Origin of the sequence: Streptomyces albireticuli (assembly GCF_002192455.1) — a bacterium.
In the GTDB taxonomy this organism is placed as follows: Bacteria; Actinomycetota; Actinomycetes; order Streptomycetales; family Streptomycetaceae; genus Streptomyces; species Streptomyces albireticuli_B.
The window spans coordinates 6849818-6875054 of sequence record NZ_CP021744.1; the positions used below are offsets into that span (position 1 = coordinate 6849818).

Consider the following 25237-nt stretch of genomic DNA (forward strand, 5'->3'; position numbering starts at 1 on the left):
GCCCGGCCCCTACTCCGCCGGGTCGCGGACGACCGCGAACGCCTCGACCTCCAGCACGAGTTCGGGGCGGAACAGGGCGGCCACCTGCACCGCCGAGCTCGCCGGCAGCGGGCGCCCGCCCAGGAACTCGTCACGGGCGGTGCGGACGACGGGCAGGTCGGCGATGTCGGTGAGGAAGTAGGTGAGTTTGACGACGTCGTCGAAGGTCGCCCCGGCCGCGGCGAGGCACCGCCGAAGGTTCTCGAAGACCTGCCGGGCCTGCGCGGCCGGGTCGCCGGCGCCGACGAGGGCACCGTTCTCGTCGAGGGCGACCTGGCCGGAAACGGCCATGAAGCGGCCGCTTCCGCCGACGACATGGGTGTACCCGGTGGCCGGGGCGACCCCCTGGGGAGCCGGGATGTGCGTGAGATGCGGGGCTGATGACATGGATGAGGACATGGCGCCATCCTCGTCCGCCACCGCTCCCGGCACCAGGGGGAACCGCCTCCCACCTGCGGCCGGCCGCTACGCCTCGGCCGGTCCGAGGCCGTAGACACGGCGTGCGTTGCCCTCGGCGATCAGGTCCGCCACGCGCCGGGCGTCCCCGGCCGTCCAGGCGCCGTCGCTCACCCAGCCCGACAGCAGACGGCCGAGGGCGTGGCCGAAAAGACGGGTCGCCGTGAGGTACAGCTCGGGCAGGCCGTAGGCGTCGGTGGAGAACAGCAGCTTTCCGAACGGCGCCAGTTCGAGGGTCTCGGCCAGGACGGCGCCGGCCCGCGCCCCGATGTGCGGGACGGCGAGGCCGATGTCGGTGTGGACGTGCGCGTAGGCATGGCTGAGGTAGGCGGCGTTGCGGTGGTAGGGGTAGGTGTGCAGCAGGATCACCGGGCAGCCCGTGGGGCGCACGGCACGCAGGAAGTCGGTGAGGAGCAGAGGGTCGCAGCGGTGCAGCCGTAGGTCGGGGTCGCCGAACCCGGTGTGGAACTGGAGCGGGCGGCCCGTGGCGACGGCGGTCCAGAGCAGGTGGCGCAGGAGCACCGGATCGGTCAGCCGGTCGCCCGGCCGTCTGCCGGCGAGCCAGCGGCCCGCGGCCTGGCGGACCTCGGGGACGGCGGGCGGCCCGGGCGCGAAGTCCAGGCCGTGCCGGTAGGCGATGACCGACTTGAAGGCGACGGCGCGGCGCGCCGCCTCGTGGACGCCGTCGGTCAGCCGGGTGACGAGGTCCTGGGTGCTCCCGGCCGCGTCGGCGGCGGCCTCCGCGACGGTCTCCAGCCGTACGATCTCGTGGGCGCGGGCCCCGGAGACGGTGGCGAGCCGGGCCGGTGTGGTCAGCCCGCCGGCCAGGCCCGTGTCGACGAGGAGGTCCGTGATGCCGGTGGCGCGGAGCAGCCGCCGGGTGGTCTCGTCCGTGCCCAGCTCGGTGCGCCGGGCCAGGTACTCGGCGGGCGGGCAGTGGGCGGGGAGCCCGAGCGCGGGCGGGCACCAGCGGCGCAGCGCGAAGCCCAGCTGGGTGTCGAAGAAGGTGGTGCCGGGGGCCGCGGGAGCGTCGGACTCGGTGAGGTAGGAGGTGAACCGCGCCTCCGTGAGGGCGTGTCGCGCGACCCCGTGGCAGTGGTGGTCCACCAGGCGGGCGGGTGCTTCGACCGGATCCATCGGTGCCGTCCTTTCGCGTCGTGCCGGTTCCCCGTTCCCGGTGGTGCGCCTCAGTAGCGGCCGCGCAGGGCGTCCGCGAGGGCCTGCGGATCCTTGCCCTCGGCCAGTGCGTGCTCGCCCCGGCGGACGGCGAGGAGCGCCTCGAAGAGGGGATCGCCGAGCGCGTCGCGCAGGAGGGCGGAGCGGGTGAAGTGGCCGAGCGCCTCGGGCAGGGAGGCGGGCAGGCGCGGCGCGGAGCCGGTGGTGACGGGGTTCCCGGCGACCGGGGCCGGGAGGGTGAGGCCGTCGTCGAGCCCGGCGAGACCGGCGGCGATGACGGCCCCGACGACCAGATAGGGGTTGGCGGCCGGGTCGAAGCACTTGATCTCGGCGTTGGCCGCGTCGGGGTCGTGCGGCGGGCCGGGGATGAACCGCAGGGCCGCCTCGCGGTTCTCCACGCCCCAGCAGTGGTAGGCGCCGGCCCACCGCGAAGGGGTGAGCCGCAGATAGCTGGCGGGCAGGGGCGCGCCCAGGGCGAGCAGCGCGGGCAGTTCCCGCAGGACCCCGGCGAGGAAGGCCTCGCACACGAGGGTCATCGCCTGGGGGCCCTCGCCGCCCCGGCACAGGTTCACGCCGTCCCGCCACAGGCTCAGGTGCAGATGGGCGCCGTTGCCGACGGCGCCCGCCCGGGTGACGGGCGCGAAGGAGGCCGTCAGCGCGTGCCGGGCGGAGACGGCGCGGACGGTCTCGCGGACGAGGACGGCGTGGTCGGCGGCCGTGACGGGGTCGGTGGGGGCGGTGGAGACCTCGAACTGGCCGGGCGCGTACTCGGGGTGGAGCTGGAGCACCTCGACGTCCTGCGCGGCCAGTGCCTGGAGGATGTCGTCGAGGTAGTCCGAGAGCTCCACCAGCCGCGTCATGCCGTAGGCGGGGCCGGGCCCCGCGAAGGGCTCCTCGGCGCCGGCGGCCGTGCCCGTACGGGTGGTGACGGTCCATTCGGTCTCGACGCCCATCCGCAGGTGCAGGCCGTGGCGGGCCGCGCGGGCGGTCATGCGCCGGGCGAACTGGCGCTGGCACGCGACGTAGGGGGTGCCGTCCTGTTCGTAGCGGTCCGTGGGGGCCCAGGCCCAGCCGGGCTGCGCCGCGAGCGGCGTGAGCAGGGAGAGGTCGGGGAAGATCCGCAGATCGCCGTCGGGGCCGCCGAGATGGGGGCTGGTGACGGCGGAGTCGTCGGAGAGGAAGACGTCGAGGACCGGCGAGGCCCCGGCGCCCCAGCGCGCGGTGTGCGGCAGCCGGGCGGTGGGGATGGTCTTGACGCGGGTGATCCCGGAATTGTCGACCCAGGTGAGGGCGACGCCGTGGATGTTCCGCGCGGTCAGGCGCGCCGCTTCCTGGCGGGCCGCCGAGCCCGCCCGCTCCCTCTCCCGGCGCTGCTCCTCGCCCTGGTCCTGGCTGTCCACCCGGTCCGGTCCGTGCACGACTGCTCCTCGGTGCCCGCGTTCCCGGCCGGGCGGACGGTGCTGTCCGGCACCGTCCGCCCGGCGGCCGTCACTCCTGCTCTCTCACCCTTCCCGCATTCCCGGCTTCCTGATCACCTTCCTGATCAGGGATCCGTACGGCCGGCGGGGAAGCCGGGGCGTACGGGGCGCGGGCGCGGCCGGGCGGCGGGCGGGGCGGGGTGCCGTCAGGTGTGTCCGGGGAGCGGGTGGGGTTGGTGGTGTGCCGTGGTGCAGCAGTCGGGGCACCAGTAGCCGTCGCCGTGGATGTAGGCCCAGCCGAGCTCCTTGATGTGGGGAGTGGCGGTGTGGGCGTGGTGGAGGAGATAGCCCCACAGATCGTCGTCGCGGGAGGGACCTGGGTCGGGGATCACGAGGTCGAAGGTGGTCCGGGCATCGCAGCCGCGGTGGTCGCAAGCCAGGTAGAACCGGACGGGCCCGGGGGTTTTCCCTGCGGTGGTCAAGCTCATGCGGTCAACTCTCGGGGCACTTCCCGGGCGGCAGGGGGGTGATCGGGGAAACTCTCCCCCGCACCGGTGATGCGAGGTGTGAGCGGGGTGCCGGACGGGTAGCCCCATTCGTCCCGGTGCGTGCGGTACGGGGGGTACGGACGGTTTGGTTGGCCATATCGCCTTCCAGCGACCTGAACTGACGAGAGGTCATCTGTTCAGTCGGCGAGGACGAGGTCGCCGTCGAGGGGGACCTGCGGGAGGCGGTTGTTGCTCACCACCGCGAGCCGGTGGCCGTCCCCGGTGGGCTGCCACTGGCCGCCGGCGAGCGGCAGCAGGGCGATGCCGGGGGCGGGGCCGGTGGTGAAGTCCAGGTCCCCGGCGACGGTGGAGAGCTTGGTGCGGCCGAGGGCCTCGGCCACCGCGCGCCGGTCGGTGGGGTCCGCCGCGGTGCCCAGGGCGTGCGCGGCGACCTCCAGCAGGGCGTGGGCCAGGCCGAGCGGCTGGAGCCAGGGGCGGCCGGTCGCCGACCGGTAGGCGTCGGCGAGCTGGGCGGCGGTGCTGCCGTCCAGGGAGGAGCGGTAGGGGTGGCGGGGCGTCCAGTAGACGAGTGTGGCCACTTGATCGGAGGGAGCCGGAGGGACTGGAGGGACCGAGGGTGCCGGGTGGCCCGAGGGAGGTTCCGGGGGCACGGCGCGGGGTGCCGGGGCCGCCCGGCGCGTATCGGGTGGGTAGGCGAGCCAGCGGGAACAGGTCACCAGCCGGGGCCGCAGCCCCGCGGCGTGCGCCCGGCGGAGGAAGAGGGTGAGATCGGCGCCGGTCGCGGCGCTGGTGACGACGTCCGTCCCCGCGTCCTTGAACCGCCGGACGTGCTCCGCGAAGCCGCCGCCCGGCTCGGCGTAGCCGCCGGGGTCGACCAGCGTGTGGCCGCGGGCGGTCGCGGCGGGCGCGAAGCCGTGCCGGGGGTGGCGCAGGAGCCGCCCCTGCCGCCCGTCGTTCCACAGGCAGCCGACCGTCCGCGCGGCCCCGGCGTGCTCCCACATGTCGGCGAAGACGTCCGCGATGTCGTCCAGCCCCCACGCGAAGTGGTACGTCCAGCCCGGCGCCCGGCCCCGGCCGCCGCCCTGGGTGAGGACGTAGGCCTGCCAGGGGAAGGTGGTGGACAGGCAGGGCACTTCGAGGTCCTGGCAGGCGTCGGCCACGGCCGGCAGCACCTGGGTGCCGGCCATGGTCACCACGATGCGGGCCCCCTCCCGCGCGACGAGTTCGGCGACCGCCCGGCGGGCCCGGCCGGGCTCGGAGCGGCTGTCGCGCACGGCGAGCCGCAGGGGGTACCGGCGGCCGTCGTGGGTGAGTCGGGTCAGGCGTGGAGCGAGGTGTTCCAGGGCGAAGGCGAGGGGGTGTCCCAGGCTGCCGAGCCGCCCGGTGAGCGGCACCACCGCCCCGATGCACAGTTCCTTCCCGCCGTGCGGTCCACCCGCCCCGACGCACAGTCCGTCCTTGTCGCGCGGTCCACCCATGGGCGTCAACCTCCCGGTGCCGTAACCTTTTTGCGGTCAGGGTCCACCATGCGGAGGCCGTCGCGCGGGCGCCGGGCGAGACCTTGCTCGTACGAGTGACGGGCGCCGGGAGCCGTGGGACGCGTGGTCACCGAGGGCCGCTCCGGCGGGCCGATTCCACCGGCGCGACGGCCCGACCGGCCGTCGGCGGCGGCCTGGAGGAGGCGCGGGGACGGACGCGGGCGCCCCGGGCCGCCGCGGCCCAGGACGCCCGTCCGCCCGAGAAGGGGTCCGCCGGTTCAGCCGGCGGTCGCGTACACCCGGGACGCGAACTCGGCGATCTGCTCGTCGGTGAGGTTCTTCGCGAGGTCCGCTTCCGTGATCATGCCGCACAAGCGGTGCCCGTTCCGGACGTCGATCACCGGCAGGCGCTTGATCTGGTGCCGTTCCATGGTCTCCAGGGCCTCGTTCGCGTCGGCCTCGGCGTCCACCCAGTGCAGCGCGCCGGCCAGCTCGCCCGCCTGCACCCCGGACGCGTCGCGGCCCTCCGCCACGCACTGTACGACGATGTCGCGGTCGGTGACGACGCCTTTGAGGCGCTGGTCGTCCCCGCAGATGGGCAGGCAGCCGACCTTGAGGTCGCGCATCATCCGCGACGCGTCGAGCAGCGACTCGTGCTCGCCGACGCACTGCACGCCCTTGGTGGACATGATGTCGCGGGCCATGAGCTTCTTCCGCGTAGCCATGATCGCTCCAGTCTTCCGTGCATGGGCTCCCGGTCCTCCTTCCATCGCAACACGGATGGAGCAGCCCCGCCACGCGCGCCCCGGGGCCGGGTGTCCCGGTCAGGCCAGGAGGCCGCGGAGCGCCTCGGTGATCGCCGTGACGGCGGCCGGATGGCTGAGGTGGTGGTGCTCCACGGGGAGGGCGCGGTGGGTGAGGGGGTGGCGCGCCATGGCCTGCCAGCGCCCGGCGGCGGCCGCCGGGATGATGGCGTCGTCGCGCGCGCTCCATACCGTGACGGGGTAGTCCAGCGGGCGGGGCGAGGGCCCGTAGTCGTACGCGTCGACGAGGGCGAGGTCGTGGCGCAGCGCGCGGAGGGCGGCCCGCCGGTCCCCGGGGCGGTCCTCGCGGGGGAGGGGGACGGCCAGCGCGCGGGCCAGGCCGGCGAGAGCGGCGTCGTCCATGGCCCGGGCACCCAGGTCGAGGCTCGCGTAGTCGGGAGGCGGAAGCGCGGCGGAGACGTGGAGGGCGAGGGCCGGGCGGCGGCGCCGGGCGAGCTGCCAGGCGGTCTCGTAGCCGACCGCGGCCCCCAGGCTGTGCCCGAAGACCACGAGCGGTTCCTGGACGTGGTGGGCGAGCCGCTCCGCGAGCGCCGTGCCGAGCAGGTCGCGGCTCGCAGCTGCTCCGGCGGCGGGCGAGGCCGGGTCACGGCCCGGGTACCGCGCGGCCAGCACCCGGATCGGGGGCGCGAGGTGACGCGGCCACAGCGCGAAGTCGCGGGCGCCGCCGCCCAGACCCGGCAGCAGGAGCACCGCCAGATCGGCACCCGCGCCCGCACCCTCCGGGGAAAGGTCCCACAGCAGGCCGTCGCCCAGCGCTCTCATGACCCCGCCCTCCTCACCACGGGACCGGCCGCCGTCCCGTCCTTCCTCGTTCTTCCTTGTCCTCGCCTCCCGAACCCCCGGCGGGCGGCTGATTACCGGGAACTCCTCCCGCTGTCCGAGGAATCCTTTCGCGTCGTATGAGCGGACAATCGGCCTTACCCGAGCGGCTGTCACTCTTTCGTGGCTACCGACGAGGGGCGCCGATTTCTCGCGGCGGGCAGGGAAGGCTTCTCGTGTCAGTCGGTGACAACGCGGGGGGCGTGCATGGGCCGTTCGGCGGTCGGGAGCAGACGCGAGATCGCGATCACGGGCATCGGCTGCCGCCTCCCCGGCGGCCTCGACAGCCTGGACGCCCTGTGGTCCGCGCTCCTCCAGGGCCGGGACCTGGTCACGCGCATGCCCGCGGAGCGCTTCGACCCCGACGCCTTCACCGACGCCGACCCGCGCCGGCCCGGCCGGACCTACACCACGGCGGCCGGTGTGCTCGACGACATCGCCGCCTTCGACGCCGAGTACTTCTCCCTCTCCCCGCGCGAAGCCGCCCGCATGGACCCGCAGCAGCGGCTGCTGCTGGAGCTGGCGGTGGAGGCCGTCGACGACGCCGGCCTCGACCCCGCCGCCCTGGCCGGCACCGACACGGGCGTATTCGTCGGGGTGTCCAACAACTCCTACGGGAACCTCCAGTTCAGCCGGCTGGAGACCGTCAACCGGCACACCATGACCGGCATCGCGAGCGGCAACACCGCGGGCCGGCTGGCCCACGCCCTCGACCTGCGCGGCCCCGGCGTGGCCGTGGACACCGCCTGCTCCTCCAGCCTGGTCGCCCTCCACCAGGCGTGCGCCCACCTGGAAGCGGGCGGCGAGGCGGCGCTCGCCGCCGGCGTCAACATCCTCGTCGGACCCCATGAGTTCATCGGCTTCGCCAAGGCGTCCATGCTCTCGCCCACCGGCCGCTGCCGCGCCTTCTCCGCGGCCGCCGACGGCTTCGTGCGGGCCGAGGGCGGCGTCGTCCTCGTCCTCAGACCGCTCGCCCGTGCCCTCGCCGACGGCGACCGCGTCCACGCCGTGATCACCGCCACCGGCACCAACAGCGACGGCCGCACCCCCGGCCTCGCCCAGCCCAGCGCCCGGGCCCAGGCCGCGCTGCTGCGCCAGGTCTACGACCGGGCCGGTCTCGACCCCCGCGAGCTGCTCTACATGGAGGCCCACGGCACCGGGACGCCCGTGGGCGATCCGCTGGAGTGCGAGGCCGTCTCCGCGGCGCTGGCGGGGCGGCGGTCCCCCGGGCAGCCGCTGCCGATCGGCTCGGTCAAGACCAACCTCGGCCACCTGGAGTCCGCCTCCGGCCTCGCCGGCCTCCTCAAGGCCCTCCTCGTCCTGCGCCACCGGGTCGTCCCCGCGTCCCTCCACGGCCACCCGGCCAGCCCCGCCATCGACTTCACCCGCCTCCGGCTGACCCCGGTACTCGCCGCCACCCCCCTGGCCACGGCCTCCGGCGGACTGGCCGGCGTCAACTCCTTCGGCTTCGGCGGCGCCAACGCCCACGCCGTCCTCGCGCCCGCTCCCCAGCCCGCCGCACGGCCCGCCCCGCCGGCCGGGCCGCGCCCGGTCCTCGTGTCCGCCCGCACCCCCGCCGCCCTCACCCGGGCGGCCACGGCCCTGGCCGACCGGCTCGACCCCCCGAACGGGACCGGCCCCGGGGATGCGTGGGACTTCTACGACACCGCCCACACCACCCTCACCCGCCGTGGCACCCACCCCTACCGCCTCGCCGTCCTGGCCCCCGACGCGCCCACCGCCGCCGCCCGGCTCCGCGCCCGCGCCGGCACCCCGCCCGCCCCCGCCCTCGCCCGCGGCGACATCGCGTTCGTCTACAGCGGCAACGGCGCCCAGTGGACCGGCATGGGACGCCGCCTGCTCGCCTCCTCACCCGCCTTCCGGGAAGCCGTCGAGGAGGCCGACGCCGCCCTGACGCCCCTGCTCGGCTGGTCCGTGCGCGACGAACTGGCCGCCGGGACGCCCGACCCGGCGCGCCAGGCGCTCACCCAGGTCGCCCAGCCCCTGCTGTTCACCGTCCAGACGGCCCTGACCGCCGCCCTCGCCGCACTCGGCGTACACCCGGAGGCGGTGGCGGGCCACAGCGTCGGCGAGATCGCCGCCGCCCACGCCTGCGGCGCCCTCGGCCTCGCCGCCGCGGCGCGGGTCGTCGCCCACCGCAGCAGCGCCCAGGCCCGTACGGCCGGCTCGGGCCGGATGGCGGCCGTGGGGCTCGCCCCCGACCGGGCGCGTGACGAACTGGTCCGTTACGAGGGACTGCTGGAGCTGGCCGCCGTCAACAGCCCGGCGGACGTCACGATCGCCGGGGACGAGGACGCCCTCGACGACCTCGCCCACACCCTGGCCGGGCGCGGGACCTTCTTCCGGGTGCTGGAGCTCGACCACGCCTTCCACACCTCCCGCATGGACCCCGTGGAGGACGACCTGCGCGCCGCCCTCGCCGGCCTGTGCCCCGAGCCCGGCCGGCTGCCCTTCGCGTCCACCGTCACCGGCACCCTCCACAAGGGGGAGGAGCTGACGGCGGACTACTGGTGGCGCAACGTCCGGCGGCCCGTGCTGCTGCCGGACGCCGTCCTGGCGCTGGCGGAAGCGGGCTGTGACGCCTTCGTCGAGATCGGCCCCCACCCCGTCCTCGCCTCCTACCTGCGCCGCACCCTCGCCACCGCGCGCCCGGACGCGCCCGCCGCCGTGGTGCCCACCCTCGCCCGGGACGCGGACGGCCCCGGCGCCCTCGAACAGACCGTCGCCGCACTGCTGACGGCGGGCGCCCGTACGGACACCGGCCCCCTTCTCCCGGTCCCGGGCCGGGTGCGGGACCTGCCCGCCTACCCGTGGCAGCGCGAACGCCACTGGCACGGCTCCCCGCGGTGGTTCCGGCGCGGCTGCGGCGACGGCCTGCACCACCACCCGCTCCTCGGCGAACGCACAGGCCACACCGACCCCTTGTGGCAGCTCCGCCTCGACCCGTCCCGGCACGGCTGGCTCGCCGACCACGTCGTCGGCGGAGCCGTCGTCCTGCCCGCCGCGGCCTTCGCCGAGACGGCCCTCGCCGCGGGGGCCCTCCACCACAACGCCCCCGTCCAACTGGAGGACCTGGCCGTCGAGCGCGCGCTCGTCCTGCCCTTCGACGACCCCGCCATGGACGTCCGCCTCCAGACCGCCCTCGACCCGGCCGACGGCACCGTACGCCTCTCCAGCCGCGACGGCACCGGACCCTGGCGCCCGCACGCCCGCGGGGCCGTGCGCCGCCTGCTGCGCGAACGCCCCGGCGCCGAGGACGTCCAAGCCCTGCGCGCCCGCCTCACGGAGACCTGGGCGGGCCCCGACTGCTACGCGGCGGCGGCCCGCGCCGGCCTCGCCTACGGGCCCGCCTTCACCGTCCTCACCCACCTGCACACCGGGGACGGCGAGGTCCTGGCCCGCTACGCCCTGCCCGCTCCGGCGGGGCGGCCCGCCACGTCGGACACGGACGAAACAGGCCGCACCGGGCCCGGGGACGGCACCGGGGGCCACCTCCTCCACCCCGCCGTCCTCGACGGCCTCCTCCAGGCCGGACTCCCGCTGCTCGCCCGTGCCGGTGACAGCGCCGCCGGCACGCCGTACCTGCCCGTGGCGATCGAGGCCCTGCGCGTATGGGACGAGGCCCCTGCCGAAGGCTGGGCGCACGTACGGGAGCGCGAGGCCACCCGGCACGAAGTCCGCTGGGACGTCCGCCTCCTCGACGACCGGGGCCGGGTCGTAGCCGAGGCCGACGGCTGCCGCCTGCGCCGCTTCGACACCGGCCGGGCGGCTCCGGCGCGCCTCGCCATGACCCTGCGCGCCGCACCCCGGGACCCCGGCCCGGACCTCCTCCCCGCACCCCGCCTGCCCGCACCCCGCCTGCCCGCTCCCCGCGAGCTCGCCCGCGCGGCCGTCCGGGCACCCCTGCCCGCCTGGGACGCCGGGCGGTACGCGCACGCGGCCCGGCTCAGCGAGGAGCTGAGCGCCCACTTCACCCTCCGGGCCGCCCACACCCTCGCCCCGGACGCCGCCGCGTACACCCCCGACAGCCTGGTCGCCGCCGGAGCCCTCCCCGGCCACCGGCGCCTGCTGCGCGCACTCCTCGGCCAGGCCGAGCGCGCGGGCCTCGCCCGCCGCACCGCCGACGGGGCATGGGCACCGACCGGGCCCGCCGACCCCGCCCAGGTCCTGTCCCACTTGTTCCGCGCCGCGCCGGGCTACGCCACGGAGACGGTCCTGCACAGCCGGTGCGGCACCCGGCTGGCCGAGGTGCTCCTCGGCCGGACCGACCCCATGGCCCTGCTCTTCGCCGACGCCGAACGCCACTGGGTGGAGAACCTGTTCTCCGTCACCGGCGTCACCCGCTACTGCAACGCCCTGGCCGTCGCCCTCGTCCGCGAGACCGTGCGGCACTGGCCGGCCGGCCGCCCCTTACGCGTCCTGGAGGCCGGCGGCGGCACCGGGGCCCTGACCGCGGCCCTTCTCGACGTCCTGCCGGCCGACCGCGCCCACTACACCTTCACCGACGTCTCCGAGGCGTTCTTCCCGCGCGCCCGGCACCGCTTCACCGGCCACGACCACCTCGCCTACCGCACCCTCGACCTCGACAGGGACCTCCAGCGGCAGGGCTTCACCGCCCGGGCGTTCGACCTCGTCGTCGCCGGAAACGTCCTGCACGCCACCACGGACCTCCGCGCGACCCTCACCCGGGTCGCGGGCCTGCTCGACGACGGCGGTCAGCTCCTGGCCGTCGAGACGCACAACCCCGACCGGCTCATGCCGTACTTCGGCCTGCTGCGGAGCTTCTGGAACGACGGCGACCTCGATCTGCGCCCGGACTCACCGCTCCTGGGACACGACCGGTGGCCGGAGCTGCTCACCGCCCACGGCTTCGACGAGACGGCACAGCTCGGCGCGGACCAGGCGGGCGGCGACTACTCCGTCCTCCTGGCCCGGCGGGGACCGGGCGCGGACACGGCCGTACGAGGGGCGGGAACGGCTGTTCCGGACGGCCGGGCCGCGCGGGAGGTGCCGGCAGTTCCGGTCGCCCTGAAGGATCTGACCGCTCCGGCCGTTCCGGATGCCCTGGAGACCCCGGCCGTCCCCGAAAAGCAGGAAGCCCCGGAAGCCTTGGGCGCCCCTGACGTCCTGGATACCCCGGCCGTCCCCCAAACGCGGGACACCCCGGAAGGCCTCGACGCCCCGGGCGCCCCGGCCGCCCTCGACGGGCGGTCCGCGCCCGGCGCACCGGCCGAGCGCGTCGCCCCGGGCCACGCCACGTCCTGGATCCTCGTCACCGAACACCCCGGCCCGGCCGACCCGTTCGCCCGTACCCTGGCGGATGCCCTGCGCGCGGCCGCCGCCGGCAGCCCCGTCACCGTCGTGGGCGCCACCACCGACCCCGCCGTGTGGACGTCCCGGCTCCGCTCCGACGAGGACCGGCCCGCCGTCGTCCTGCTGGCGACCGAGGACGACCCCGACCCCGCCCCCGGCCCCGTTCACGGCCGGGGCGACGACCCCGGTGACGGCCGGGCCGCCCTGACGCGGGCCGTCACCCGCACCGCCGTGCTGCGCGCCCTCGCACAGGCCTGCGCGGGGCTGCCCCGGGGCTCCGCCCCCGAGCTGTGGCTGCTCACCCATCCCTCGGGCGCCCTGCCGGCACCGGAGCCCGGCGCGCCCCTGAGGCCGCACGGCGCCGTCCCCTGGGCCGTGGCCCGTACGCTCGCCAACGAGCAGCCCCGGCTCACCGTCCGACGGCTCTCCTACGAGCCGGGCCCGACGCCCGCGCACGATGCCCGCAGGCTGGTCCGCGAACTGCTCGCCCCGACGGAGGACGACGAGACCGTCCTCACGTCCGCCGGGCGGTTCGTCCCCCGGCTGCGGGAGCTCCCCGCCGTCACCGCCCCGGCCGGTGACCGCCCCTACCGGCTGCGCCTGCGCCGCCCGGGAAGCGGGTTCACCCTGGACTGGGTGCCCGCCGCCCCGCCCGCCCCCGGACCCGGGCAGGTGACCGTCGAGGTGCGAGCGGCCGGTCTCAACTACCGCGACGTCATGCTGGCCGCCGGCTCGCTGCCGCCCGGCGCGGAGAGCCCCGTCCCCGGGGAGCACAGCCTCGGCCTGGAGTGCGCGGGCGTCGTCACCGCCGTCGGCGAGGGCACGTCCCGCACCGTGGGGGAGCGGGTCTTCGCCTACGCGCCCGGGGCGCTGGCCTCGCACGTCGTCGTCCCCGAGCCGGCCACCGGCCGGATCCCCGCCCATCTGGACTTCGCCGAGGCCGCGACCCTGCCCGTCGCCTTCTTCACCGTCCAGCACGCCCTGGAACACCTGGCCCGGCTCGCCGAAGGGGAGACCGTCCTCGTCCACGGCGCCGCCGGCGGGGTGGGCCTCGCGGCCCTCCAGTACGCGCGCCACGTCGGCGCCCGGGTCGTCGCCACCGCCGGCGGCCCCGCCAAGCGCGATCTGCTGGCCCTGCTGGGCGCCGACCACGTCCTGGACTCCCGCACGCTCGCCTTCGCGGACCGGATCATGGAGCTGACCGGGGGTGCCGGTGTCGACGTCGTCCTCAACTCCCTCGCGGGCGAGGCCCTCACGCGCGGCCTCGACGTGCTGCGGCCCGGCGGCCGCTTCGTCGAACTGGGCAAGCGGGACATCCACACGGGCGGCCGGATCCCGCTGCGGGCGTTCCGCGACAACCTCTCCTTCCACGCCGTCGACGCCCACCGGATGCACACCCGTCAGCCGAAGCTGTCGGCCACGCACTTCGCGGAGCTCACCCGCCGCGTCCACCAAGGCGTCTACCGTCCGCTGCCGCACCAGGTCCTCCCCACCGACCGGGTCGGGGACGCCTTCGCCCTGCTGCGCCGCTCCCACCACGTCGGCAAGGTGGTCGTCGGCTTCGAGACCGCCCCGCGCCTGACCCCGCCCCCCGCCCGCCTCGTCTGCGATCCCGCCGCCACCTACCTGATCACCGGGGGCCTCACCGGCCTCGGCGCGAGCACCGCGCACCTCCTCGCCGACCGGGGTGCCCGCCATCTGGCCCTCGTGTCGCGCCGCGGCCCCGCAACCCCGGGCGCCCCGGAGCTGATCGCCGCCTTGGCCCGCAAGGGCGTCACGGCCACCGCCCACGCGGCCGACGCGGCCGAGCCCGGGGAGCTGAGCGCCGTCCTCGACGCGATCGCCGGAACCGGCAGGCCCCTGCGCGGAGTCCTCCATTCCGCCATGGCCCTGGCGGACGCGCTGCTCGTGGAGGCGAGCGACGAGGACATCGAGGCGGTCCTCGCACCGAAGCTCCGCGGCGCCGCCGTCCTGGACGCCCTCACCCGGGGCACCGAGCTCGACTTCTTCGTCACGCACTCCTCCATCTCCGCCTCCGTGGGCCATCGCGCCCAGGCCGCGTACGCCGCCGCCAACCTCTCCATGGAAGCGCTCGTCCGGGCCCGCCGGGCGGCCGGTCTGCCGGGTCTGGCGGTCGGGTGGGGGCTGCTCGGCGAGGTCGGATCCGGGGCCGGGGAGGAGATCGGCCAGGCCCTGGAGCGCATGGGCCTCGCCCCGATGCGCACCGACCACGTCCTCACGGCACTCGAAGAGCTCATGACGCGCCCCGGCGCCGGCGGTACCGGCGATGCGGCGGTCGTACAGGTGGGGCACTTCGACTTCGCCCGCATGGCGACGCTGCTGCCCACGCTCCGGGCGCCCCGGTTCGCCGCCGTGCTGCCACCCGAGGACGCCGCCGACCTGGGCCCCGGCGCCCACCCGTCCCGCGCCGAAGGCGGACCGCCCCCCGGCCGCGCCGAGCTCGCCGGCCTCCTCGTCCGGCTCGTCGCCCGCGTCACCCACCGCGCCCCCGAGAAGGTCGACCGGGACAGGCGGCTGGACGCGCTCGGCCTCGACTCCCTCATGGCCACCGAGCTGGTCGTCGCCCTCCAGCGCGAACTCGGCTGCGAGGTCCCCGCCATGGACGTCGTCAACGCCGACAGCATCGACGATCTCGCCGGCCGCGTCCTGACCCTGCTCGACGCGCGCACCGGCGGTCCGTGACCTCCATGGACCCAGAGCGCCCGGCGCCCCGCGACGCCCCGCCCGGCGGCGGACACCGGTGGCCACGCGCGGCCACCGCCGTCCTCTGCCTGGGATTCTTCGTCCTCGGCATGGACGTGACCGTGCTCAACGTCGCCGTCCCCGCCCTCCAGCGCGACCTGGGCGCCGACCTCGCCCAGATCCAGTGGATCGTCGACGGCTACGCCCTCACCCTCGGCGCGGCCGTCCTCGCGGCCGGGGGCGTGACCGACCGGATCGGCCGGCGGCGGTCCTTCGTCGCCGGCCTCGCCGTCTGCGGAGCCGTCTCCGCCCTCGGCGCCCTCGCCGGGAGCGCCGGCCAACTCGTCGCCGCCCGCTGCGGCATGGGCCTCGGCGCCGCCCTGCTGATGCCCGCGACGCTCTCGCTCATCAGCAACCTCCACCCCGCCGCCGCGTCCCGGCGCCGGGCCATCGCCGCCTGGGCCGCGGCCGGCGCCGTCGGCGGCCTGACCGGCCCGGTCGTCGGGGGCTTCCTGGTCGAGGAGTTCTCCTGGCGCGCCGGCTTCTGGGTCAATGTTCCGCTGACGGCCGTCATCATCGCCCTCGCGCCCGTCCTCGTCCCCGAATCCCGTACGGCCCCCGGCGCGGCGCGCACGGACGCCGCCGGACTCGTCCTGTCCGCGGCCGGGTTCCTCGCCCTCATCTGGTCGGTCATCGAGAGCCCCTCCCGGGGGTGGACCGACCCGGTGGTCCTGACCGGTTACGGCGCCGCGGCCGTCCTGCTGACCTGCTTCGTCGGGTGGGAGCGGCGGAGCCGGCACCCCATGCTCCCGCTGTCCCTGCTGCGGGACGCCCGGGTGAGCACGGGCGCGGCGTGCCTGGCCCTGATGTCCCTGGCCCTGTTCGGCGCGCTGTTCGTCCTGACCCTCTATCTGCAAGGGGTGCAGGGCTGCTCGCCCTGGCAGGCGGGGGTGCGCGTGCTGCCCCTGCCCGCCGCCCTGGCCGTGGGAGCGGGCGCCGCGCTGCCGCTCCTCGCCCGGTTCGGCGAACGCCTCCCCGTGGTCCTCGGCCTCACCCTCGTCACGTGTGCTTTCGCCGTCCAGGCCGGCACCCGCGCCGGATCGGGCTACGGCCGGGTCGTCGTCTTCGAGATCGTGGCGGGCCTCGGCGCGGGCCTGGTCGCCTGCGCGGCCACCGAGGCGGTCATGGGCGCGGTCCCCCGCGAGCGGGCCGGCCTCGGCTCGGCCGTCAACGACGCCACGCGTCAGCTGGGCGCGGCGCTGGGCGTCGCGGTGCAGGGGTCGGTGCTGTCCACGGTCTACACGTCGCGGCTGGGGGAGGGGGCCGGCGGCGCGGTGCCGTTGCCCGTCGCGGCGGCGTCCGCGCGAGGGGGAGGAGGCCTGCCGGCCGTCGCCCGCGAGGCGTTCGTGGCAGCCGTGGCGACGACGGCGGTGACCGCCGCGGTGGTCACCCTGGTCGCGACCACGGCGGCCTGGTACTGGCTCCCGGCGGGGGCGCCGGCCGTCGCGGACGGCGCGGACTGAGGGACGGCCACCGCCTCGCCGGGGCGGCTACGACACGGCCCGCCGCTCCACCAGCGAATCCCGGTACGCCCGTGCCGTCGGTGAGCGGTACGCCGCCGCCACCCGCAGCAGTCCGTTGATCTCCTCCGCCAGGTCGTCCGCCCCGGCGCCCGCCAGGTCCGCCGTCTGGGCCCGGGGTTCCTCGCCCGAGCGCCGGGCGTGGATCGCGGCCATCAGCCAGCAGGCCGTCACATGCGCCTCGACGAGCGGCTCGGGCACCGCCCGGTCGCGGACGTGGCGGCGTACGACGCCGAGCGTGGCGGGCGGGACGTAGTTGCGGAGCACGATCATCGCGTCCCGGATCTCGATCACCCGCCGGTACAGCAGCAGTTGCAGCGGCACGGCCACCGCGCCCAGCCGGTGGCCCGGCCGGAGGACGACGTCGGGCGTCGCCGCCGTCAGGTCCTGCCAGAGCGGGTCCAGGCCGTGGTACGACCTGCGGTCGGCGAGGTGGGCCCGCAGGCGCGCCGCCGCCGGCAGGGCGACGCCGACCGCCATGAACGCCGCCTCCACGCCCGTCACCGGGGAGAACAGCGGGGCGAACACCGAGGAACGGGTGTGCAGATAGAAGAGCTTGAGCACCCAGAGCAGCGACGCCAGGAGTATGCCCGTCCCGAACAGCCGCAGTCCGTAGCGCAGCAGCCGCGGTGTCCCCGTCCTGCCGTAGCTCCAGCACACGAACCCGCAGGTCGTGTCGGCGGCGAGGTGGAAGGCGAAGAAGACCCACCAGTAGGTGTCCGGCACGCCGGGGACGTCGGGCGACGGGGCGATCCGGTTGCGGGAGTGGGCGGGCGCGCCGAGGTCCAGCAGGACGAGGGCCACCATCACCGCCGCGGCCGCGCCGAAGACCACGCCCCCGTGCCGCCGCCGGCCCGCCGCCCCGAAGATGAACCACAGCACCGCCGCGGCGTCGACGATGCTGAACAGGTGCTTGGTCAGGTCGACCCAGTGCGGTCCCGGCACGATCCGTCCCAGGGCGGCGGTGACCGGTTCCAGGTGCAGCGACATCGCGAGCGCGATCATCACCACCGCGAACCACAGCGGCCGTTGCTCGCGGTGGCGTATCCCCTGGGGCGCGCGGACGACGGCCGCCGTCCACAGCGCGGCGATCCCCACGTCCTCTAGCCACGTGAACATGGTCTCCCCGCCGTCCGGGCCTGCCGCAGTCCCATAGCGGACTCCAGGCCGCCGAGCATCCCCGACAGCGGCGTCGGCCCCGGCACCCGCCCGGCGGCCTCCAGGATCAGGGTCGCGATCATCTCGGCCTCCCGCTCCTGTTCGTCGCCGTAGCGGATGCGGGGCAGGACGGTCCGGACCGACCGGGGGTCGGCGAGGTCGAGGTGCCGCTCCAGCTGGACGTCCTCGGCCACCGAGCGGTGGCCGCAGACCAGATGTCCGATTTCGTGGACGATGATGTGCTCCTGATGCAGGGGGCTGGTCCGCGCGTCGTAGAGGATGAAGTCCTCCCGCTCCACCGACAGCAGCAGCCCCGACGGAGTACCGGGGACGGTCGGCGTGGGCAGCGCGAGCAGCCGTAACGGCCGGTCGCGGCGCTCCGCGAGGCGGGCGCAGAGGGCGGGGGCGGAGAAAGGATCCGGCACGGGGATCGAGCCGATGACCTTCCGGCACCGGCGGCGCAGGTTCCGCCAGCGCATCTCGGTCGTCCCCGCACGGGGCGCGGATACCGGCGGGCACCTCACAAGGAAGCCGCGCGCGGTCATCGGACCACCCCGGATACGTCGACCGGCAGCATCGCGTGCCCCCTCGTACACAGTCCTGAGCCGGATGTGATCGTAGATCGTTCCGCCTGGTCCGGCTAGGGTGCCCGACACCCCGCGCGACCACCGCTCCTGAAGGCCTATCACCCCCTATGAGGGGTTGGTGACGGTGGTGGGCGAGTGGGTGCGAGGATTCGTGTTCTGTCTGTGATTGGGAGGGTTTTCTATGTCACGTGTGGGTGCCGGCATGGGCGCGGGCGTGGGTGCGGGGACGGGTTCGGGCGCGGGTCTGCTCGCGGGGAGGACGGTGCTGGTGTCGGGGGCGTCGAGCGGCATCGGCGCCGCGTCGGCGAGGGTCTTCGCGCGGGAGGGCGCCCGTGTGGTCCTGGCCGCGCGCCGGGAGGAGCGGCTGGCCGCGCTCGTCACCGAGCTGCGCGAGGCAGGCGGCGAGGCGGAGTACGTGGTGACGGACGTGTCGCGCGGTGACGACGCCCGGCGCGCGGTCGACTTCGCGGTGGACCGTTTCGGCCGCCTGGACGCCGCCTTCAACAACGCGGGCATCGGCTGGGACCAGTCGCCGCTGCACCTGATGGAGGACTCCGCCTATGACGCGATCATGGACACGAACGTGCGCGGCGTATGGAACCTGATGCGGTACGAACTCGCCGCCATGCTGGAGAACGGCGGGGGATCCATCGTCAACAACAGCAGCGTCGGGGGCTTCCAGGCGATCCCGGCCGCCGCGCCCTACGTGGCGTCGAAGCACGCCGTGCTGGGCCTGACCAAGGCCGCCGCCGCCGAGTACGCGTCGAAGGGCGTCCGGGTCAACGCCGTGGCGCCGGGGACGACGCGCAGCGAGATCATCGAGGGGTGGTTCGAGCGGAACCCGCACCTGGAGAAGGAGCTGCACCGGGCGACGCCGCAGGGGCGTACGGCCGAGCCGGAGGAGATAGCGGAGGCCGCGGCGTGGCTGTGCAGTGACCGGTCGTCCTTCGTGACGGGGGTGACGCTGCCGGTGGACGGCGGGTACACGACCGTCTGAGCCCGCGTTCGCAGAGGCCCGTCGCCGGTCCGGCCGGGATCCGGCACCGCCTGAGCCGATCGGCCGTGCCGGGAATCGCCGTTCCCCTGGAGCGAATCATTCCGCTTCTGGGGAACGGCGCCCGGCGGCCCTTGCCGGGATCCCTTACGGCCGCACCGAGTCCATCCCCGGCCGCGCCTTCCGCCACAGCCCGCGGGTGAAGTCCGGGATCTCCTGCGGCACCCCCTTCGCCTTGATGGAGGCGGTGCTCAGCGGGACCGGCGCGGTCCAGGTGGCCGCGTCGTACACGTCGAAGTCGGGCACCAGGCCCAGCCGCATGCACTGCACCAGCCGGAACAGCATGATGTAGTCCATCCCGCCGTGCCCGCCGGGCGGGTTCGCGTGCTCCTTCCACAGCCAGTGGTCCCACTTCGCGTACTTCTGGAAGTCGCCCCACTCGTCGTTCGACATGTCCGGCTCCAGATAGATCCGGGCCGGATAGTCCTCGAAGACGCCCTTCGTGCCGCCCAGGATGTTCACCCTGCTGTAGGGGTGGGGGTTGGACACCGCGTGCTCCAGCCGGATCACCCGGCCCTTCGCCGTCTGGACCAGACTGATCGACATGTCGCTCTCGACGTACGTCTCCTTCCAGCTCGGGTCGCCCGCCGGCATGTGCTCCGCGCGGTACGCGGCCAGCCCGAGGGAGGGGGAGCCGAAGGTGGTGATCCGTACGGCGCGGTCACCGCGGTTGACGTCCAGGTAGTTGGCGGCCGGGCCGAAGCCGTGGTTGGGGTAGAGGTCCCCCTTGAGCCGGGTGTGCCAGAGCCGCCGCCACGGGCCCGTGTAGTAGGTGGGGGAGAACATCAGGCCGCGCAGGTCGTGGATGTAGGCCCCCGCCGCGTGCAGCAGGTCCCCGAACAGGCCCTCGTGGGCCATGCGCAGCACCCGCATCTCGTTCTTGCCGTAACAGCAGTTCTCCAGCTGGACGCAGTGCCGCCGGTGGCGCTCGGAGAGGTCCACCAGCCGCCACAGCTGGTCCAGTTCCATGGCGACCGGGCACTCGACGCCGACGTGCTTGCCGTTCGTCAGCGCCGCCTCGGCCATCGGGAAGTGCCACTCCCAGGGCGTCGCGACATAGACGAGGTCCACGTCGCCGCGCCCGCACAACTGCTCGTAGTCGTCCTCGCCGTTGGTGTAGAGCGCGGGCGCGGGCTGTCCCGCGGCCTTGACCTTGGCGGCGTTCTTCGCCGCCTTCTCCCGGACCGTGTCGCACAGCGCGACGATCCGGACGCCGGGGAGGGAGAGGAAGAGCTCGGTCATGTAGTCGCCCCGGTTGCCCAGGCCGACGATCCCGACCCGGAGCGTGTCCCGCCGCTCGAACGGCACACCGATCATGGTCCTGCCCTGCCGCGCCGGCCAGGCGGCCGCCTCCTCCGGCCGTGCCGCGCCACCGGTCGCGGCGCTCGCCGCCGCCGGCCCGCCGAGCCCCAGCCCCAGCCCGGCTCCGGCGACCCCCGCCGTCCTCAGTACGGAGCGGCGGCTGATCCCGGAATCCTCACGCTGGTCCTGCGGAGCTGACTCGTGCATCAATCCTCCAAGGGAGCTGATGGTGAGCTACGCGTGCGTGAACCTCGGCAAGGACCTTTACGGGTGGGGCACACGGAACGCAAGAGGCAGGGAGAAGACTTCCGGGTTCGGGCGGACGCGAAACCCCGGGTGCCGCGCGTGCGGGCGTGCGGACACGGGAACGTCCGCGCCCCTGGAGGAGGGGGCGCGGACGTCCGGTTCGGAGGGCGGCCTACCGGCGGTCCCGTGAGGGCGGTGGCAGCACGCACTTCGGGGGGCACCTGCGGGCCTCGGCGCGGTCGCGCCGGAGCGCCGCCCTGGCCGAGGCGGCCACGGCCTTGGCGCTCGCGGCCGTCGCGGTCAGACGCTCACGTATGCGGGACATCTGGGGGCTCCTTCCGTTCGTGGTCCATGGCCCCAAGCCTCCCGCCGCCCGTGTCCCGGGCGCATGGGTCCCCGGTCCCCTCCGCCTCCCGTTTCCCCGGGATCAGCGGCGCGGCGGCGCGGGCGGCGGCGAGCAGGTGGGGAAGGACGCCTCGACGGTGGTGCCGTCGGTGGTGCTGGTGAGGGCGAACCGGCCGCCGAGCTCCTCGGAGCGGTCGGCCATGGACCGGAGCCCGAGCCCCGGCCCGTGCTCATGGGCGGGGAAGCCGCCGCCGTCGTCGGTGACGCTCACCGTGACCTCGTCGGACGTCACCGCCACGCGCGCGCGGGCGTGACCCGCGTGGGAGTGGCGGACGGCGTTGTTCAGCGCCTCGGCGGTGATGCGGTAGACGGCGACCTCCATGGCCGCGGGCAGCGGCGGCAGCGGGCAGGGGCTGAGGTCGACGGCGATGCGCAGGTCCCGGGTGCCGAGCAGCGACGCGAGGTGCTGGAGGGCCTGGGTGAGATCGCCCCCGGCGAGGGCGGCGGGGGCGAGCCCGTCGGTGATGTGCCGCAGCTCCGTGATGGCCTGGCCGATGCCCTCGGAGACGGTCCGCAGGGGCCGCGCGGCGGGCGCGCCCGGCGGTACGGCCGCGCGGACCGCGTCGACCTGGAGGCGCAGCCCGGACAGGGCGGGGCCGAGGCCGTCGTGGAGGTCGTGGCGCAGCCTGCGGCGCTCCTCCTCCCGGGCGAGGACCACCCGCTCACGGCTGGACCGGAGGTCCTGGTACAGGCGCAGCGAGGCGATGGCGGGGGCGGCGTGGTCGGCGAGGATCCGCAGGGCCTCCCGGTCCTGGTTGTCGAGGGCCAGTTCGCCGGAGCGGGGCGACGCGTACAGGTGGCCGACGGCCTCTCCCCGGTACACGAGCGGGAAGAGCTCGTCGTCGGGGTGCGAGCAGCCGAGGCCGGCGAGTTGCCGGGCGCCGTCCCGGGTGCGGACGAGCAGCCGGGCGCCGGGGAGGCCCACGGTCTCGGTGACGGTCGTGCACAGCAGGCGGGGGGCGTCCTCGGGCTCCACGGCCCGGCCCAGTCGCTCCGCCAGCTCCTGTACGGCCTGGTAGGGCTGGGCGCGCTCCCCGTAGTACCAGTGGTCGACCAGGCGTGCCGCCCGGCGGGCGAGGGGCCGCAGCGAGGTGCCGAGCAGCAGGAGCAGGGAGCCCACGAGGAGGGAGCCGGGGGCGAGCGGGCCGAGGGTGAAGTGGGACAGCACGAGCGCGCCCGCGGCGTAGACGACGACGAGGCCGCAGGTGAGGAGGAAGGCGGTCAGCACCCGGCGCGCGGCCCGGTCCAGGTACCAGGACCGGTTCCGGGTGTGCACATACCCCAGGGCCACCGGCCACACGGCGCCGCCGACGATGTAGACGAGGTGCCACAGCCGCTCGGGCAGCAGGTCGTAGCCGCCGGCGTAGACCATCGTCAGCCACAGCAGGTAGGGCAGGACGAGGAGCAGGTAGCCCGGGTGCGGCCCGGGGGAGCGGTACCAGCGCACCGCCATCACCGCCAGGGGAAGGGCGATGAGGACCGGGCCCCATTCGAGCAGCCAGCCGGCCCAGGAGAGCAGCCAGGACTCCAGGCCGGCCCAGACGCCGCGGCGCAGCGGGTTCACCGCCCCGAACCGGGAGGACTCCACGGCCGCGAAGTCGTACCGCTGGATCAGGGAGACCAGGGCCAGTGCGGCCGCCAGCGCCTTGCCCCCGGGCCGGGGCAGCCGCTCGTCCGGGAGCCACAGCGGCAGCGCGTAGATCACGAACACGGACAGGGCGTCGCAGACCACCGCGACCAGCGCGGCGGCGGTGCCGGCCGGTGGCCCGGGGCGGGTGACGCCGATGACCACCCACACGGCCTCGGTGACGGCCGAGGCGCAGCCGCCCGAGAGCAGCAGCCACCCCAGCGCCCGCCCCGGGCCGCGGGCGAGGAGGAAGGTGCCGGACAGGGCCAGACCGAGGCCCAGCAGGAGATTGCCGACCACGAAGTGGACCTTGACGTCCGCGAGCCCGGGGGCGTCGAGGTGGGTCAGCGTCATCGCGACCCACAGCAGGCCGCTGAGCAGGGTGAGCGCGCACACGCCGTAGGCCGGCAGCATGTCGGGGCCGACCCGGGGTGTCCGGTCGCGTCCGGTCATGGCGGCCCCTCCTCACGGTGGACGGCGTCCTTTCCAGGGTCCGTCGCGCAGGTCCCGGGCGCATGGGGCAGCGGTCTCGTCCGTGCCCCGGATCCGCCCGGTTCCCCGCCGGGAGCCCCGGCCGCGCGCGGGACGCGGCCGGTGGGCCGCCGCCGTCAGGGGTGGAACGGGCCGGTGACGGTCGTTTGGAAGACGCGCTCGCCGTCCTGGTGGCCGGTGACCTCGACCGTGAGGGTGCCGGGGGTCCCGGTCGTGCGGGCGGTGAGGTGGCAGGGCCGGTCGAACTCCACGTAGCGGTCGAACGTGGTCCGGGTGTCGGCGGGCAGAAAGGTGTGCGGGGCGGTGACGAGGGCGGCCGCCTGCTGGGCGGCCTCGATGAGGGCGAGCCCGGGGACGTGGTCGACCGGGTGGTCGTAGAGGACGGTGTCCGAGAAGTCGGTGCGCAGCACCCAGCGGTCCGGCCGGTCCGTGGGGCCGAGGGTGATCTGGTGCGGGCCGGTGCGGCCGAGAGCCGCGGGGTCCACCGGTACGGGCGCCGGGAGCGGTGGCTGGACGTCCACGGCACTGGCGTGATCGCCGCGCAGCCGGCGGTAGACCGCGGGGGGGATCCAGTCGAAGGCGGTGTCGGCGGTGCCGACGGCGCGGCCGGCGCTGCTGACGGTCATCCGGAGGTGGACGCCGGTCGGGCGGCCGGCGCGGTGGCCGGTCTCCTCGGCGGTCACCTCGATGTCCAGCGCCGTGGGCCGGTCCGGGGACCCCGGCCAGGCGGGGTCGACAGCGAAGTCGAAGGTGCGGAGCAGCACGGCGTGGGCGAGCGGCGCGCCGTATTCGGCGTGGGCGATGAGCAGCGCCGCCTGGCGTATGGTCTGGGCGACGACGCGGGTGTCGTGACGTGTGCCGTGGCCGGGACGGGGGACGCTGGTCCCCGCGGGCCAGGCGGCGGTGACGGCGAAGCGGTGGGCGCCGAGGCGCTGCCGGCTGGTGCACAGGACGGCGTCGTCGTAGCTGAGGTGGACCAGTTCCTTGGCGACCCCGAGGTGCACGGGGGCGAGGACGCGGTCCGGGACGCGAGGGGTGCCGGAGACGTGGGTGCCGGTGGTGCCGGGGGCCTCGGGGGCGCCGGTGCGGTGGGTCAGGCCGGGGTTGGGGCTGAGGAGTGCGTAGGACACGGAGTTATCCCCTTCGAGACAAGCGGTACCTGGGCCACCGGTCGTCGTGCCGACCGGTGATAAGATACGTACTATCCGGTTTGGTTTTCAATCGGTTGATGGAGAGACGAACGGCGGCCCGCCCGCGCTGGTGGCCGGGGCGGTGTGCCCAGTGACAGCGACACAGGAGGTGTCCCGGTGGCGAAACAGGCACGGGCGATCCAGACCCGCCGCATGATTCTGGAAGCGGCCGGTGCCGTCTTCGACGAGTTCGGGTACGAGTCGGCGACGATCGCCGAGATCCTCGCGCGGGCCGGCGTGACCAAGGGCGCGCTGTACTTCCACTTCGCGTCCAAGGAGGAGCTGGCCCGTGGAGTGCTGGACGAGGCGCTGACCACGGAGGGCGTGCTGCCGCAGGAGTCCAGGCTCCAGGAGTGGGTGGACGTCGGGATGGTGCTGGCCCACCGACTGCCCGGGGAGCCGCTGCTGAGCGCGTCGATCAGGCTGTCGGCGGACCGCAAGGCCCGGGACCTGTTCGGCACTTCGTGGGAGGGCTGGATCGACTTCATCGCGGGCCAGCTCGCCGGGGCCAAGGACCAGGGGGAGCTGCTGCCGCACGTCGACGTCCGGCAGGGCGCGAAGCTGTTCGTGGGCGCGTGGACGGGCATCGAGATCGTCTCCACCGCGCTGGAGGACGGCGAGAGCCTGGAGTCGAAGATCGCCGGCCTCTACGACTACTTCCTGCCGGCGATCGCCGTGCCCGGCGCGCTGCGCGGCCTGGACACCGCCCCGGACCGGGGCGCCCGGGTCTGGGAGGCCTACCAGGCCCAGCGCGCCGACGAGGCGGCCGAGGAACCGGCCGAAAGGGCGGCGGGGAACAAGAAGTAGGCGGTTCCGCCCCCGGCGGCCGTCGTTCCCGCC

General features: G+C 75.4%; 17 protein-coding genes. 4 read left to right on the forward strand and 13 right to left on the reverse strand.

Features of this window, described 5'->3' with window-relative positions; all coding sequences use genetic code 11:
* Positions 1-9: 9 nt before the first annotated feature.
* From SMD11_RS29670 to SMD11_RS29700, 7 genes are all read right to left on the reverse strand, one after another.
* Positions 10-438, reverse strand: coding sequence for a RidA family protein (locus tag SMD11_RS29670; protein WP_087929371.1), 429 nt, complete (start codon positions 436-438; stop codon positions 10-12).
* Positions 439-504: 66 nt separating this feature from the next.
* On the reverse strand, positions 505-1632 hold the full coding sequence (locus SMD11_RS29675) for an amidohydrolase family protein (RefSeq protein WP_087929372.1): 1128 nt from the start codon (positions 1630-1632) through the stop codon (positions 505-507).
* A gap of 50 nt (positions 1633-1682) precedes the next feature.
* Positions 1683-3089 (reverse strand): glutamine synthetase family protein, encoded by a 1407-nt coding sequence (locus tag SMD11_RS29680; RefSeq protein WP_234366218.1) that lies wholly within the window; start codon positions 3087-3089, stop codon positions 1683-1685.
* Positions 3090-3295: 206 nt separating this feature from the next.
* Positions 3296-3577, reverse strand: a complete 282-nt coding sequence (locus SMD11_RS29685; RefSeq protein ID WP_087929373.1) for a hypothetical protein — start codon at positions 3575-3577, stop codon at positions 3296-3298.
* 197 nt (positions 3578-3774) lie between these two features.
* The gene (locus SMD11_RS29690; RefSeq protein ID WP_087929374.1) at positions 3775-5076 is read right to left on the reverse strand and encodes an ABC transporter substrate-binding protein; all 1302 of its coding nucleotides are present in this window, start codon (positions 5074-5076) and stop codon (positions 3775-3777) included.
* A 278-nt stretch (positions 5077-5354) separates the two neighbouring features.
* Entirely contained in the window at positions 5355-5801 is a 447-nt protein-coding gene (locus SMD11_RS29695) for a CBS domain-containing protein (RefSeq protein ID WP_087929375.1), read from the reverse strand.
* Positions 5802-5900: 99 nt separating this feature from the next.
* Complete coding sequence (locus tag SMD11_RS29700; protein WP_087929376.1) at positions 5901-6662, reverse strand: thioesterase II family protein; 762 nt, start codon at positions 6660-6662, stop codon at positions 5901-5903.
* A 264-nt stretch (positions 6663-6926) separates the two neighbouring features.
* Here SMD11_RS29700 and SMD11_RS29705 point away from each other — a divergent pair, with 264 nt between their 5' ends.
* Positions 6927-14756 (forward strand): type I polyketide synthase, encoded by a 7830-nt coding sequence (locus SMD11_RS29705; RefSeq protein ID WP_087929377.1) that lies wholly within the window; start codon positions 6927-6929, stop codon positions 14754-14756.
* A gap of 5 nt (positions 14757-14761) precedes the next feature.
* Positions 14762-16279, forward strand: coding sequence for an MFS transporter (locus SMD11_RS29710; protein ID WP_087930805.1), 1518 nt, complete (start codon positions 14762-14764; stop codon positions 16277-16279).
* Between the two features lie 27 nt (positions 16280-16306).
* On the opposite strand, the gene SMD11_RS29715 is transcribed toward SMD11_RS29710, so the two are convergent.
* Both SMD11_RS29715 and SMD11_RS29720 read right to left on the reverse strand, forming a co-directional pair.
* A complete protein-coding gene (locus tag SMD11_RS29715) occupies positions 16307-17455 on the reverse strand; it encodes an MAB_1171c family putative transporter (RefSeq protein WP_087929378.1) in 1149 nt (382 codons plus the stop codon).
* Entirely contained in the window at positions 17440-17973 is a 534-nt protein-coding gene (locus SMD11_RS29720; RefSeq protein ID WP_087929379.1) for a hypothetical protein, read from the reverse strand. Before SMD11_RS29720 ends, SMD11_RS29715 begins: the two co-directional genes overlap by 16 nt.
* A 310-nt stretch (positions 17974-18283) precedes the next feature.
* Between SMD11_RS29720 and SMD11_RS29725 the strand changes: the two genes are divergently transcribed.
* On the forward strand, positions 18284-19078 hold the full coding sequence (locus tag SMD11_RS29725) for an SDR family NAD(P)-dependent oxidoreductase (RefSeq protein ID WP_087929380.1): 795 nt from the start codon (positions 18284-18286) through the stop codon (positions 19076-19078).
* A 144-nt stretch (positions 19079-19222) separates the two neighbouring features.
* Here SMD11_RS29725 and SMD11_RS29730 read toward each other — a convergent pair whose 3' ends face one another.
* The 4 genes from SMD11_RS29730 to SMD11_RS29740 all read right to left on the reverse strand — a co-directional run bounded on the left by SMD11_RS29730 (position 19223) and on the right by SMD11_RS29740 (position 24337).
* Positions 19223-20644 carry a Gfo/Idh/MocA family protein gene (locus SMD11_RS29730; protein ID WP_087929381.1) on the reverse strand — a complete coding sequence of 474 codons (1422 nt, stop codon included), beginning with the start codon at positions 20642-20644 and terminating at the stop codon, positions 19223-19225.
* Between the two features lie 211 nt (positions 20645-20855).
* A complete protein-coding gene (locus SMD11_RS35575) occupies positions 20856-21008 on the reverse strand; it encodes a hypothetical protein (protein ID WP_159395380.1) in 153 nt (50 codons plus the stop codon).
* A 102-nt stretch (positions 21009-21110) separates the two neighbouring features.
* Complete coding sequence (locus tag SMD11_RS29735; RefSeq protein WP_087929382.1) at positions 21111-23168, reverse strand: sensor histidine kinase; 2058 nt, start codon at positions 23166-23168, stop codon at positions 21111-21113.
* Positions 23169-23323: 155 nt separating this feature from the next.
* On the reverse strand, positions 23324-24337 hold the full coding sequence (locus SMD11_RS29740) for a ScbA/BarX family gamma-butyrolactone biosynthesis protein (RefSeq protein ID WP_087929383.1): 1014 nt from the start codon (positions 24335-24337) through the stop codon (positions 23324-23326).
* A 177-nt stretch (positions 24338-24514) separates the two neighbouring features.
* On the opposite strand from SMD11_RS29740, the gene SMD11_RS29745 reads away from it, so the two are divergent.
* Positions 24515-25204 (forward strand): ScbR family autoregulator-binding transcription factor, encoded by a 690-nt coding sequence (locus SMD11_RS29745; protein WP_087929384.1) that lies wholly within the window; start codon positions 24515-24517, stop codon positions 25202-25204.
* Positions 25205-25237 lie beyond the last annotated feature (33 nt).